The following is a 12,636-nucleotide window of genomic DNA, read 5'->3' as shown; positions in this document are numbered from 1 at the left end:
GCCCCGAAGGGCCCTGGACATACGCGTCCGCCTCCCGGCCGAAACTGGTTCGGGCCGGGCATTCGGCTACTAAGAGCGAGGTTATCACGCCTCGGTTCGCCTGCTGGCGAACGGTCCACTCATATGCCGGCGCGGTTAACGAACCAAGTCATGTTGTGCAGGTGATGCGACGCATGCGCCTCGTCATAGGCCGGACCCGCAGAAACCAGCGGTAGATTTAGCAAGCAATTCTCGGAACTTGGCGAGCCGCCAGCGTGACTGATCCGCTGGAGGAAAGAAGATGAAGCAACGCCGGTATCCCTGGGTGTTCCGCATTGCCGCGGCCTTGTTGTTGGCCAGCGTGGTCGCCGGGCAATGGTGGCAGCGCCAGCCCGCCGGTGAGTTCAGCCTCGCCATGCTGACGATCATCGCCGCGCACTGCCCTGCTGCGGTTGACGAGCACAATGGCAGGATCAGCGTCGCCGACAGCGCCCGCGCGCTCGACCGCTGGGGCTATGCGCGGCTGATCGAGCTCGTCCGCCACGATGGCCGCGACCGCTGCCGGCGGCAGGGCTGAGGGAGAAGACGGTCGGGGCGAAGCGAAGCCCCTGACGAGAATGAAAATCGAAGGGGCCTGATCCGGACCGATCCGGTCCGGGGATCACGCCAAAACCCGAAGGCCCCCATGTCCAACATGATCTACGAAACGCTGCCGACCGCGTCGGTCGCGCTCATGCACTATGTCCTTGCCGAACTCGAACCCGACGAACCCGACCAGCTCTACGGCAACACCGGCCTGCCCGCCGCGGTCGACTTCCCGGTCCACGACGTCATCGTCTCGGTGACGCCCGTCACCGCCCGGCTTTTTGATCAGGCGCTGCTGCGCTGTGCCGCGGCCCGCCAGCGCGACGTCATGCTCATCCGGCACGGTTTCCATCCGGAGACCATCGACCCTGTCCGGGTCGATGTCGTGCTGCACTCGGTCGGCGGCCCGCTGTTGCTGACCGACCTCAGCTTCTTCCGCCACCGCGACCGCAGCCTGCACCTCGTACCCGACGACGCCGGCCGATCCGTGAAGATCGGCGATGGCGGTCTCGAGCTCGGCCTCCGGCCGCCCTGGGACAGCGCGTGGGACCGCGCCGCCGGACTGGAGAGCGCGGCTGCGCAGATCGTGCTCGCCTGCCGCCGCAGGAACCGGGGTTGAGATGAGGAGGAGGGCAAGCGGCCCCGATGCGGGGATGAAACAAGGAAGCAAGACAATGACCATGACCAACGACGCGTTCGAGACCACCTGCACCAAGGCCGTCGCCCGGCTGCTGCTCGGCAACCGCAAGCTGAAGGAGGGCATCGTGCTCACCGGCGGCAACCGGCTCGACCTGGACGGCAAGGTCCGGCTCGCCCGGCAAGCACGGACGAGCGACACGGATGTGCTGCACCTTGAATATGGCACGGACGATGATGGCCGCTATGGGCTGACGGGCATGGTCGTCTTCATGGTGCGCGGTGACATCTGCCACATCCAGACGCAGTGCCGGCTGTTCCTGTCGAAGGGCGGCACCCGCGGCGTCGTCCTGCCGCAGGCCGGCGCCCGTGGCCATTACCGCCTGGCGCCCGGCGAGATCCTCCACATCGACGGTAAGCCCACCGGCGACGTCACCGACGGCATGGCGCGCGCCGAGGCCTGGCTCGCCCGCCAGCTGGCGCTCGGCAACGACGGCACCGATGATGGTCGATACCAGGTCTGGTCGCAGGCGGCGTAACGGTGGCGACGACACCGATCATTGAGGCGCGACCGCCGATAAGGGTTACCGAACGATGGCTGGCGATACGCGGTGTGCACCGGATGCCGCCGTGACGCTGCGGGTCAGCCAGAACCCCGCGACCAGTTCGGCATAGCGGTCCTTCTGCTCGGGCGTCGCGCCCAATGTCAGCACCATCAGCGAGAACGGGGTCTGCTGGCTTGCTCCCCGTATATCCAGAAACCGGACGCGGCCCTGCAGCAGGTAGATGTCCGCGTCCGCGCTGAGCGTCTCATGGAACCAGGCGGAGTCGGTTCGGACTGGCACCAAGCAGACCACTGTCTCCACCTTGCCGGCCCGCCACTGATCATGGGCGCGCCGCAGCCAGCGCAGGAGCTGCGAGTAAGGCGGATTGACGAACGCGACTTTGCCCGACCAATCGTCGACCAGCCCGTCGCCGCCTTCGCTGGGCAGGATCCGTCGATGCGCGATGACCGGACTAAGCGGATGCCCGCACGGGTCGAGATCGATCTCGCCGAACGCCGCGTAGATGCCGGCCATGAAGTCGGCCGGGGTGAAGCGGATGTCGCGATCGTCCTTGTCGCCTTGACCCCAATAGGATCGCTCGGGCGCGCGGCGGCGGGCGTTCGGTGCGATCACGGCCAGCAGGCGCAGCAGGCTGGCGACCGATCCGCCACCCCGCTCGAGGCTGGCGATGGTGGTCGGTGACAGGCCGGTCTTTTCCGCTGCGCTCCTCAGCGACATCGACCGCTTGCGCCGCTCCGCGCGCAACTGCTCGGGCAACGTCTTGCCCGCTGCGATAACGGTCAGGCGAAAGTCTAGGGCCGCCATGGCCGCGATAAGGGTCGGCACCGAGCCGACGCCGTTCTCCAGCCGCTTGATGGTTTGCGCATCGACACCGATCCGGTCCGCCAGGGTCCGCTGCGACCAGCCGGACGCCCGGCGCGCATCACGTAGTTGGTGTATCAGAATATGATCCTGTTTGGGTTCACATTCTGTCCTGGTATCTAATGTTGTGCGGCACCGACAAGACCAGTGGCCACACCGTGCACCCAAACCGCCACTGTCCACCCAATTGGCGGATGCAGACAGGCCGCATTTCGGCAACGCTTGGTGGAAAGCCGCCTGTCCGCTTCCGGGCGACGATTGCAGTAAATAGGCGCTCGTTCAGGTAGCAGAGTAGGAGGCCGATCGGCTGATTCTTGCCGGAACCGCTAATCGCGGTCTTCGCATTGAATGACGACGTTGCGGCGGCTGCAGTCGCGGTCGCTCATAGCTGCGGACTGGACGTGCCGGGCGACCTGATGATGTGCGGTTCGAAGACGTCGCGCTGACGGCTGCAATCTAGCCGAAGCTGACGATAATCCACCAGCCGACCGCCGACATGTCGTGGGCGGCGATGAAGCTCTGGGTACAGACCGTTTGGCGCCAGCGTATGAAGGAGGCGACCGAATAGCACAGCCTGCTCGACTTCACGCCGATCCGTTGGCAGTCCGACGCCACACCGCGGTAGCGCCCCCACACGGATATTCCCCACCCAAACATCTTCACGCGGACTTGACGAACACAACCCATATGATAGCGGTATCATCAGGATAATGGATCATCGGCGACTTCCATGACGCCGGGGCAGGAGAGCAGTCGCATGGAACGCCAATCGGTCCGCCCCTTCCGTTCGCGCGACTGGTTCGCCGATCCCGCCCGGTCGGACATGACCGCGCTCTATCTCGAGCGGTTCATGAATTACGGGCTGACCCCGGCCGAACTGCGATCGGGCCGGCCGATCATCGGCATCGCGCAGACCGGAAGCGACCTCAGCCCCTGCAACCGCATCCATCTCGATCTTGCGGCCCGGGTGCGTGACGGTATCCGCGACGCCGGCGGCATCGCGATGGAGTTCCCGGTCCATCCCATCTTCGAGAATTGTCGCCGGCCGACTGCGGCGCTCGACCGCAACCTGGCCTATCTGGGTTTGGTCGAGACGCTGTATGGCTATCCGATCGATGCCGTTGTCCTGACTACCGGCTGCGACAAGACCACGCCGTCGGGGATCATGGCCGCCTCCACTGTCGACATTCCCGCGATCGTCCTGTCCGGCGGGCCGATGCTGGACGGCTGGCACGAAGGCGAACTGGTCGGGTCCGGCACGGTGATCTGGCGGTCGCGGCGCAAGCTGGCCGCGGGCGAGATCGACGAGGAGGAGTTCCTCAAACGCGCCACCGACAGCGCGCCATCGGCGGGGCATTGCAACACAATGGGCACCGCGTCGACGATGAACGCCGTTGCTGAGGCGTTGGGCCTGTCGTTGCCCGGCTGCGCTGCGATCCCGGCGCCCTATCGCGAACGCGGCCAATATGCGTACGAGACCGGTCGCCGGATCGTCGAAATGGCCTATGACGATTTGCGTCCTTCACGCATCCTGACCCGCGACAGCTTCCTGAACGCGATCCGCGTTGTCACTGCGATCGGCGGATCGTCCAACGCGCACCCGCATATCCACGCGATGGCGCGTCATGCCGGGATCGAGATCGAGCCTGCCGACTGGTCCACTTATGGCTACGATCTGCCGCTGCTCGTCGATGTGCAGCCCGCCGGCCGGTTCCTGGGCGAACGCTTCCACCGGGCTGGCGGTGTGCCGGCGGTGATGACCGAACTTCTGGCAGCCGGAAAGCTCGACGGCGATTGCCTGACGGTGACGGGGCGAAGCATCGCGGACAATCTGGCCGGCCGCCATGCCACCGACCGCGAGGTGATCCGTGCCTTTGCCGATCCACTGAAGGAACAGGCCGGATTTCTGGTGCTGACCGGCAACCTGTTCGACGTGGCGATCATGAAGACCAGCGTGATCTCCCCCAGCTTCCGCGCCCGCTATCTGGAGCGGGAGGGGGCCGCGAACGCGTTCGAGGCGCGCGCGATCGTGTTCGACGGATCGGACGACTATCACCACCGCATCAACGACCCGGCGCTGGCGATCGACGAGAACTGTATCCTCGTGATCCGCGGCGCGGGGCCGATCGGCTGGCCAGGATCGGCGGAGGTCGTCAACATGCAACCGCCCGACTATCTGATCCAGCGCGGCATCATGGCGCTGCCGACGCTTGGCGACGGCCGGCAATCGGGCACGTCCGACAGCCCGTCGATCCTGAACGCCAGTCCGGAAAGCGCGGTGGGCGGCGGATTGTCGTGGCTGCGCACCGGCGACGTGATCCGCATTGATCTGGAGGCGGGCCGTTGCGACGCTCTGGTGCCGGACGATGAGATCGCACGGCGTCGTCGCGACGATCCGATACCGCCGGTGCCCCCCAGTCATACGCCTTGGGAGGAATTGTACCGGGAAAAGACCGGGCAGCTTGCGCAAGGCGGGGTGCTGGATTTCGCGCTGAAATATCGCGGTATCGCTGCGCGGACGCCGCGGCACAATCACTGAGAATCAGACCGGCATGGCCGGCGGGGGAGAGAGAAGGATGAGCGATATGATACGGGCCGACGGTGGCGGGAAGGCGATGGTGAACCATGGCTTCATTGCCGCCATCGTCGTGGTGGCGACGATCGGCGGGTTCATGTTTGGCTATGATTCCGGCGTCATCAACGGCACGCAGAAGGGGCTGGAGGCCGCGTTCGGACTGGGGCGGCTGGGGATCGGCGTCAATGTCGGCGCGATTCTGGTAGGCTCAGCGATCGGCGCGTTCGGGGCGGGGCGGCTGGCAGATGCGATCGGCCGGCGCAACGTGATGATGATTGCCGCCGGCCTCTTCCTCGTCAGCGCCCTGCTGGCAGGGGCGGCAACCGGATCGGCGGTCTTCATCCTCGCGCGCATCATCGGCGGTCTCGGTGTCGGCGCGGCGAGCGTGATTTCGCCGGTCTATATTTCCGAGGTGACCCCAGCCTCGATCCGGGGCCGGCTGTCCAGCGTGCAGCAGGTGATGATCATCTCCGGCCTAACCGGTGCGTTCGTCGCCAATTTCGCGATCGCACGCTATGCCGGGGGTTCGACCGCCGAATTTTGGATGGGCTATTCGGCTTGGCGCTGGATGTTCTGGCTGCAAGCGATCCCGGCAGCGATCTATTTCGTGGCGCTGCTCGCAATCCCGGAAAGTCCTCGCTTCCTTGTCGCCAAGGGGCGCGAGGCGGAGGCGCACAGCGTGCTGACCCGTCTGTTCGGGTCGGCTGAGGCGGATCGCAAGGTAGTGGATATCCGGGGTTCGCTGGCGGCCGATCATCACAAGCCCAAGCTGTCCGACCTGATCGACCGGACGACCGGCAAGGTGCGCCCGATCCTGTGGGCGGGGATCGGCCTGGCGGTATTTCAGCAGTTCGTCGGCATCAACGTCGTCTTCTATTACGGCGCAGTGCTATGGGAAGCTGTGGGTTTCACCGAAGACAACGCCCTTCAAATCAACATTCTGTCCGGCGTGCTGTCGATCGCGGCGTGCCTGTTCACGATCGCCACCGTTGATCGGATCGGTCGCAAGCCGCTACTGCTGGTGGGATCGGCCGGCATGGCGGTGACGCTGGCAACGGTCGCATACGCGTTCTCGACCACGGTTACGGGGGCGGACGGGGCCGTGAGCCTGCCGGGCAACAATGGCCTGATCGCGCTGGTCGCGGCGAACCTCTACGTCATCTTCTTCAACGCCAGCTGGGGCCCGGTGATGTGGGTGATGCTGGGCGAGATGTTCCCCAACCAGATTCGCGGATCGGGACTGGCGGTGTCGGGCTTCGCGCAGTGGATCGCCAATGCCGCGATCTCGGTCAGCTTTCCGGCACTGGTGGTATCGCCCGGACTGTCGGTCACCTATTTCGGTTATGCATTCTTCGCGGCGGTGTCGTTCTTCTTCGTGAAGGCGATGGTGAACGAAACACGGGGCCGCGAACTGGAAGATATGGCAGGCTGAACCGAAACGGGGGCGGGAACACGCCGCCCCCGTCATCGCCTATCGCCAGCCGGCATCGACCCAGTAATTGTGCCCGGTGCACATCCGGGCATCGTCGGAGGCGAGGAACATCGCCATTGCCGCGATGTCCGCAGGCTGGATGCGCCCGTCCAGGCACTGCGCCGCGACGATCTCCGCCTCGCCCTCGGGCGTGTACCATTTCTCCTGCCGCGGCGTCTGGACGTTCCCCGGCACGATCGCGTTGACGCGGATGTTCGACCGGCCAAGATCACGAGCAAGGCTGCGCGTCAGCCCTTCGATTGCCGCCTTCGAAGTCTGGTACAGGATGAGGTCTGGCAGGCCGAGATGCCAGCTGACAGACCCGAAGTTGATGATCGCACCGCCGCCCGCTGCCTTCATCGTCGGCACCACCGCCTGTGCGGCGAAGAACAGGTGGCGCAGGTTCACGTTCATCCGCTCATCCCAATAGGCGGGCGTGACCTCTTCGATACGATGACGGTCGTCGTTGGCGGCATTGTTGACTAGGATGTCGACGCCGCCCAGTTTCTCGATCAGCGCCGCGAACGTTTCCTGCAAGGCATCCAGATCGGTCAGGTCGAGCCGGCAGAACACGGGCGGGATCGCGGCTGCCGACAGCTGGTTGACCAGCGCCTGCGCATCGGCTTCTGCCACGTCGACGAAGGCGACCCGTGCGCCCTGCGCCACGAACCCCTGGACCAGACCGGCACCGATCCCCGATCCGCCGCCGGTGACGATCACGCGCTTGCCACGCAGCGAAGGATAGGTCGTTGCGGAGGAAGTCTGTTGCATGGATTCTTTCATCGTGCGGGTGCCGACAGCAGGCCGCGGCCGGCGAGGTTGCGCATCAGCGCGACGACGCCGAACGCCCAGGGTGCGGCGTCTCTCGAGGTGGTGACGGGATTGACGAGGCGGCCGAGCCGGGGCGAGGCGATCGAGACGGTGTCACCGACCTTGTGGGTGAACCCGCGACCGACATCGTCGCGATCCTTGGTCGGCGCGAACAGTGTGCCTAGGAACAGGACGAAACCGTCGGGATATTGATGTTCGCTGAGCGCCTGCCGCACCAGTTCCTCAGGGTCGCGGCTAATCTGGTTCATATGGCTGTTGCCGTCGAGGACATAGCCGTCCTCGCCCTCGATCCGCAGATCGACCTCGGCAGCGCGGACATCGTCCATCGTGAAGCGATCGTCGAACAGGCGAACGAACGCGCCGAGCGAGCAGGAGGCGTTGTTATCCTTGGCCTTGCCCAGCAGCAGCGCAGAGCGACCCTCAAAATCGCGCAGGTTCACGTCGTTGCCCAGCGTCGCGCCGATCGGGTGGCCGGCGGTGTCGACCAACAGCACGACCTCTGGCTCCGGGTTGTTCCAGGTCGAATCCGACCGTACGCCCACTGGCGCGCCCCAGCCGACCGTCGCGAGCACCGGCGCCTTGGTGAAGATTTCCGCATCCGGGCCGATCGCGACCTCCAGATATTGCGACCATAGCCCCTCGTCGATCAGCGCCGTCTTCAGCGCCGCGGCCTCGTCGGTACCCGGCACTACGCGGGCGAGGCCACCGCCGACACGTGCCTCCAGCCGCTCGCGTACGGTGGCGGCAGCGCCGGCATCGCCGCGTGCGCGCTCCTCAATCACCCGCTCCAGCGCCGAAACCGCAAAGGTGACGCCGGCGGCCTTCACGCATTGCAGATCGATCGGGCTGAGCAGGCGTGGCGTGCCGTCGACCGACAGGCCCAGTCCGGCGAGATCGCCGACCGCACGCCCCGTCCCGACATCGGGGAGGCTGTGTGCCACCAACGCCGCGACGGTCGGGGCGATGCCGCTCATGTCATGGACGATGCCGTCGACGACCATGACGGGGGAGGGCCCGTCGCCGAAATCGATCCGGCCAAGCCAGCGGCCGGTCCGCCAGTCGCCGCCAAGCGCGTCGGCGGGGTCGAAGATGAGCGTCACGTGATGGGTCTCCGAAATCAGGAACACAGGCCGGGCGCGGGGCCGGAAAGAGGAAGGGTGGCCGGCCCGGCGAGCGAGGGCGTCGGCCCTGGCAGCGACAGGTCGTTCGCGGCGGCGTAGAACGGGTCGGCCTGCGCCGCCGGCAGGGTCACGAACCGGAAGCCCATCCGCCGATAAAGGTCGAGCAGCAGGGGCAGCATATGCGCATCGAACGCGCCGACGTGCATCAATAGCACATAGGGAATGTCGCGACCCGCTACTGCATGGGCACGCGTCCGTGCATTCTGGGCGGCGGTGCGGGCATCGGCAAGGAAACTCTTCTCAAGTGCGGAGATACCCCGCCGGTCACCGCGTGCGGTGCAAGTGGCATAGGGCTCGTTCCATTTGAAGTCGTCGAACCCCATCGTGACAGCTGCGATCCGGTAGCCCCGTGCTTTGAGATCGGCCCGGGCTGCGTCGCGCATGGCGGGCGACTGTCCCTCGGACAGGAAGGGATAGCGGAACCAGTGCCAGTCCGCTTCACCGGCCGCGGCGACGAGCGGCGCTTCGTTGCGCGCGACGTCGGCGGCGAACGCGGCCGCGCCGACCCGGTCGAGATCGTAATGCGAATAGCCGTGGTTGCCTAGCGGCAGGCCGGCGGCGCGCCATGCCGCGGTAGCCGCCGTGGCGGTAGGGTCGTTGAGCCCGAACCCGGCGTTAAGGAAACCGAAGGCTGGGGCCCCAGCGCGCTTCAGGGCGGTGGCAATTTTCCGGATGATGCCGACCCGCGTCTCTCCGGATGGCAGCAGACCATGGGCGGGAATGTCGTCGAACGTCAGCGCGATCGTGGGTAACGCGGATCGGACGGTGCCGTTGTCCACTTCGCCGAACAGGGTCAGCGGCACGGCCTTGCCTATCATCCGGTAATCTACATCCGACAGATGGAGGTGGTAGACGGAGTCAGGCGCGGAGGCGTGTTGGCTAGGCTGGACGGGGTAGCGGAAGCGCCAGTCGAAATCGAACATTGCGTCGAAATGCCGCAACGCCACCCGCGACGCGGGGTTTTCCGGCATAACGTTGGCTTTGTGCGGGATGATCTGCGTGCTCCCCAATCTCGCGAGCCAGTGGGACGTCGGCGAAGCGCGAGACCGCGCACGGGCATCGGCAATGGCGCCAAACTTCGGCACTAGTCCCGCCAAAAGCAACGCCGCCATTGCCCATCTCTGCAGCCAGCGCGACGTCATGATCCCCCCCCCCCCTAGTTAGCGCTATCAGTAGCGTGTTAGAATTGGATATCGCAAGCTTGTCGTTTGGCTGGGGCTCAAGCACAGCGCGGGTGACAGCAACGACCGGGAGAAAATAATGATCGATCGACGGACATTGATGGCGGGCGGCGGGGCGGTCGCACTTGGTGCCGCAACCGGCGTCGGCGCCGCATCCTCCCGGTCGTTGGCGGCATCGGCGCGCGCTAAGGGTATCCGTTTCGGCAGCACGATCGGCATCGGCAACTTCGCCGACCCCGGCTATCGCCAGCTTAATGCCGCGCAATGCGGGCTGGTGGTGCCGGAAGTCGAAATGAAGTGGCAAGCGTTGCGCCCCAATGCTCGTCGGTTCGATTTCCGTGCGGCGGATGCGATCGTCGACTGGGCCCGAAGTAATCGGAAAGGCATCCGGGGGCATACCCTGTTGTGGCATTTCGAGCGCTGGATGCCGGAATGGACCCGCATCCATGATTATGGTGCCAATCCACGGGCGGAGGCGACACGCCTGCTGGTGGAGCATGTCGACACGGTCGCCCGGCGCTATGCTCCGGCGATCGACAGCTTCGACGTGGTCAACGAGGCGATCGATCCCGATACCGGTCTGCTGCGTGACACTGTTCTGTCGAAGCCGCTGGGGGCGGAGGCGACGATCGATCTCGCTTTCCACACCGCCCGCGCCGCGGCACCAGGGGCGGAACTGGTATATAATGATTTCATGAGCTGGCGGACGGACGACGGTCGCCACCGCGATGCCGTGTTGCGGCTGCTGGATGGGATGCGCAGACGTGGCACACCGGTGACCGCGCTGGGCATCCAGAGCCATCTCGGCAGCAAGTACAGCGAGGCCCCCACCGGTCTGGGCGCGGTTGACGAGGCAGCCTGGCGGCGCTTCCTGAACGAGGTGACAGGGATGGGTCTCGACCTGCTAGTCACCGAACTGGATGTTCACGACAATCCGTTGCCCAGTGCGATCGGCCCGCGCGACCGGCAGGTCGCGGCGCACACCCGTGCCTATCTCGACGTGATGCTGTCCTATCCACAGTGCCGGACGGTGATGTGCTGGGGATTGAGCGACCGGTATAGTTGGCTGCAGCCGTTGCGGCCGAGGCCCGATGGCCTGCCGAAACGCCCCTTGCCCTATGATGCCGATTTCGCGCCCAAGCCTATGCGCGACGCGATCGCGGCCGCCTTCGCCGCCGCGGCACCGCGGACACCCGCCCGCGCCTAGATAGCACCCGTAAATGGGCCGGCGATCCGGCGGTCGTCGCGCCCCCGCGCGCCCGTGCTGGCGAAGTCGCTGACCCGGTCGAGCGAATAGCCAACACCACGGGGCAGGCGCATCCCGGCGAATTCGACATCGGTGACATCCTCCAGCCGGATCGCCGGTCGTTGATCGGGTGCAGCGGTCACCACCTCCACCCCGCGCATCGACAGGCCACGGGCGTGACGCACGAAGAAACCGGTCGCGGGTAGGTCGCCGAACATCGTCGCCTCCGGATAGCCCAGCTCGTTTTCGGGAGGGCGTCGCGCCGCCATCGCTGCGGCCGCCCCGCCGACATGATGAAAATGACTGTCGGAAATCCGCACGTCCTCGATCGGGTGGTCCGCCAATCCGGCAATCACCGAGGGCAGCATCGTCGCGCCGGCGCTGACGACATTGTCAATCGCGACGCGACGCAGCGATCCGATCGGCCGTCCGGCGGGACCGCGCATCCGCTTGCCCAGCCGCAAGAATATTGGGGCGTCGACGATGCCGCGCATCGTGATGTTGGAGACGGCGACCTCCTCGATCACACCGCCGTCGACCGTCTCGAAGGCAAGGCCGCGACTGTCCTCAAACACGCAGTTGGTGATCGCGACGTTGCGGAAACCACCATTGCTTTCCGTGCCGCATTTGATCCGGCCGTGTATCCGGGGTGCGAATTCGGGCGGCATCCGCCGCCAGCTGCCGTCAAGGACGGAGCCGACCTGATAATTCCCCATCACGACGCAGCCGGTGATCGTGACGTTCTCGGTGATCCGTGCCTCGCCGAGCGCATAGCTGCTCTTGGGGCAGATCGCATCGTCCCACGGCGCGTTGACGGTGCAGTTACTGACCCGCACGTTGCGGCAGCAATCAATGTCGATGCCGTCGCGGTTCGTGTCGATCAACAGGTTGTCGATCGTCAGGTTGTCAACGCCGGTCGCCAGGATCGCGAACCAGCCGCCCTCAAGCATGCGGAAATCGCGCAGCGTCACGCCTCGGCAGTTCTTCAGCCCGATCGCCTTGTTGGCGGTGCCGGGCCCGTTGGGATCGGACAGCCAGTTGTCCTTGCCGTCGCCGCGCCCCAGCCCCTTGCCCCAGATCAGTCCCGGCCCGGCGATCGTCACGTCGTGCAACCCCTCGCCATGAAGCAGGCTGTTGCGCCAGTGACTGTGGCCGAAATCCTGATACCCCGCGATCGCCGGGTCGATCGGTTCGGCAAGGTCGTAGCCGCGGGCAGGGGTAGGGGCGGCGGCCAGCAGGACGGCACCGTTTTCCAGATACAGCGTGATCCGGCTCCTAAGCCGGATCGTGTAGCAGGCGTAGGTGCCGGCGGGCACGTACACCGTACCGCCGCCCCGCTTCGCGACGTCGTCGATCGCACGGTTGATCGCATCGGAATCGATCGCGACGCCGTTGCCCTTCGCCCCGTAGCGGCCGACGCTCGTCCAGCCTTCGCCCGCGCCATAGGCCGGCACCGCTGCCATCGCCGCCAATGCCACGCCCCCCGTGACCAAGGCGCGACGATCGGTGATGGCAGGGGGCATG

The 12,636-nt window shown here is 65.9% G+C and carries 11 protein-coding genes; 6 read left to right on the top strand and 5 right to left on the bottom strand.

Annotated elements, in window-relative coordinates; translation table 11 throughout:
• Positions 1 to 280 precede the first annotated feature (280 nt).
• From ABD719_RS18210 to ABD719_RS18200, 3 genes are all read left to right on the top strand, one after another.
• Positions 281 to 556: a hypothetical protein gene (locus ABD719_RS18210; RefSeq protein WP_344694782.1), complete on the top strand. Its 276-nt coding sequence runs from the start codon at positions 281 to 283 to the stop codon at positions 554 to 556.
• A gap of 108 nt (positions 557 to 664) precedes the next feature.
• A complete protein-coding gene (locus ABD719_RS18205; protein WP_344694781.1) occupies positions 665 to 1,183 on the top strand; it encodes a hypothetical protein in 519 nt (172 codons plus the stop codon).
• A gap of 55 nt (positions 1,184 to 1,238) precedes the next feature.
• Positions 1,239 to 1,739: a hypothetical protein gene (locus ABD719_RS18200; RefSeq protein WP_344694780.1), complete on the top strand. Its 501-nt coding sequence runs from the start codon at positions 1,239 to 1,241 to the stop codon at positions 1,737 to 1,739.
• A gap of 45 nt (positions 1,740 to 1,784) precedes the next feature.
• Here the strand turns inward: ABD719_RS18200 and ABD719_RS18195 are convergent, their stop codons facing one another.
• Entirely contained in the window at positions 1,785 to 2,810 is a 1,026-nt protein-coding gene (locus tag ABD719_RS18195) for a DNA N-6-adenine-methyltransferase (RefSeq protein WP_344694779.1), read from the bottom strand.
• 574 nt (positions 2,811 to 3,384) lie between these two features.
• Between ABD719_RS18195 and ABD719_RS18190 the strand changes: the two genes are divergently transcribed.
• Both ABD719_RS18190 and ABD719_RS18185 read left to right on the top strand, forming a co-directional pair.
• Positions 3,385 to 5,166, top strand: a complete 1,782-nt coding sequence (locus ABD719_RS18190; protein ID WP_344694778.1) for an IlvD/Edd family dehydratase — start codon at positions 3,385 to 3,387, stop codon at positions 5,164 to 5,166.
• Positions 5,167 to 5,212: 46 nt separating this feature from the next.
• Positions 5,213 to 6,634, top strand: a complete 1,422-nt coding sequence (locus tag ABD719_RS18185) for a sugar porter family MFS transporter (RefSeq protein WP_344694809.1) — start codon at positions 5,213 to 5,215, stop codon at positions 6,632 to 6,634.
• A gap of 39 nt (positions 6,635 to 6,673) precedes the next feature.
• Here ABD719_RS18185 and xylB read toward each other — a convergent pair whose 3' ends face one another.
• From xylB to ABD719_RS18170, 3 genes are read right to left on the bottom strand one after another with little or no spacing between them, the layout of a single operon-like run.
• Positions 6,674 to 7,444 carry a D-xylose 1-dehydrogenase gene (gene xylB, locus ABD719_RS18180; RefSeq protein WP_344694777.1) on the bottom strand — a complete coding sequence of 257 codons (771 nt, stop codon included), beginning with the start codon at positions 7,442 to 7,444 and terminating at the stop codon, positions 6,674 to 6,676.
• Between the two features lie 8 nt (positions 7,445 to 7,452).
• Positions 7,453 to 8,595, bottom strand: coding sequence for a fumarylacetoacetate hydrolase family protein (locus ABD719_RS18175; RefSeq protein WP_425567220.1), 1,143 nt, complete (start codon positions 8,593 to 8,595; stop codon positions 7,453 to 7,455).
• Positions 8,596 to 8,621: 26 nt separating this feature from the next.
• A complete protein-coding gene (locus ABD719_RS18170; RefSeq protein ID WP_344694776.1) occupies positions 8,622 to 9,827 on the bottom strand; it encodes a polysaccharide deacetylase family protein in 1,206 nt (401 codons plus the stop codon).
• A gap of 118 nt (positions 9,828 to 9,945) precedes the next feature.
• Here ABD719_RS18170 and ABD719_RS18165 point away from each other — a divergent pair, with 118 nt between their 5' ends.
• Positions 9,946 to 11,073 carry an endo-1,4-beta-xylanase gene (locus ABD719_RS18165; protein ID WP_344694775.1) on the top strand — a complete coding sequence of 376 codons (1,128 nt, stop codon included), beginning with the start codon at positions 9,946 to 9,948 and terminating at the stop codon, positions 11,071 to 11,073.
• On the opposite strand, the gene ABD719_RS18160 is transcribed toward ABD719_RS18165, so the two are convergent.
• Positions 11,070 to 12,635, bottom strand: coding sequence for a rhamnogalacturonidase (locus ABD719_RS18160; protein ID WP_344694774.1), 1,566 nt, complete (start codon positions 12,633 to 12,635; stop codon positions 11,070 to 11,072). The two genes, ABD719_RS18165 and ABD719_RS18160, sit on opposite strands and share 4 nt — an antisense overlap.
• Position 12,636 lies beyond the last annotated feature (1 nt).

Source organism: Sphingomonas cynarae (genome assembly GCF_039537815.1).
GTDB lineage: Bacteria > Pseudomonadota > Alphaproteobacteria > Sphingomonadales > Sphingomonadaceae > Sphingomonas > Sphingomonas cynarae.
Note: the sequence above shows the minus strand (reverse complement) of the source record. Positions and strands in the feature narration are given on the sequence as shown.

Bases quoted from the DNA above. Each gene is read 5' to 3' on its own strand.
- ABD719_RS18210 (WP_344694782.1), top strand. From the start codon at position 281: ATGAAGCAACGCCGGTATCCCTGGGTGTTCCGCATTGCCGCGGCCTTG.
- ABD719_RS18205 (WP_344694781.1), top strand. From the start codon at position 665: ATGTCCAACATGATCTACGAAACGCTGCCGACCGCGTCGGTCGCGCTC.
- ABD719_RS18200 (WP_344694780.1), top strand. From the start codon at position 1,239: ATGACCATGACCAACGACGCGTTCGAGACCACCTGCACCAAGGCCGTC.
- ABD719_RS18190 (WP_344694778.1), top strand. From the start codon at position 3,385: ATGGAACGCCAATCGGTCCGCCCCTTCCGTTCGCGCGACTGGTTCGCC.
- ABD719_RS18185 (WP_344694809.1), top strand. From the start codon at position 5,213: ATGATACGGGCCGACGGTGGCGGGAAGGCGATGGTGAACCATGGCTTC.
- xylB (WP_344694777.1), bottom strand. From the start codon at position 7,444: ATGCAACAGACTTCCTCCGCAACGACCTATCCTTCGCTGCGTGGCAAG.
- ABD719_RS18170 (WP_344694776.1), bottom strand. From the start codon at position 9,827: ATGACGTCGCGCTGGCTGCAGAGATGGGCAATGGCGGCGTTGCTTTTG.
- ABD719_RS18165 (WP_344694775.1), top strand. From the start codon at position 9,946: ATGATCGATCGACGGACATTGATGGCGGGCGGCGGGGCGGTCGCACTT.
- ABD719_RS18160 (WP_344694774.1), bottom strand. From the start codon at position 12,635: ATGCCCCCTGCCATCACCGATCGTCGCGCCTTGGTCACGGGGGGCGTG.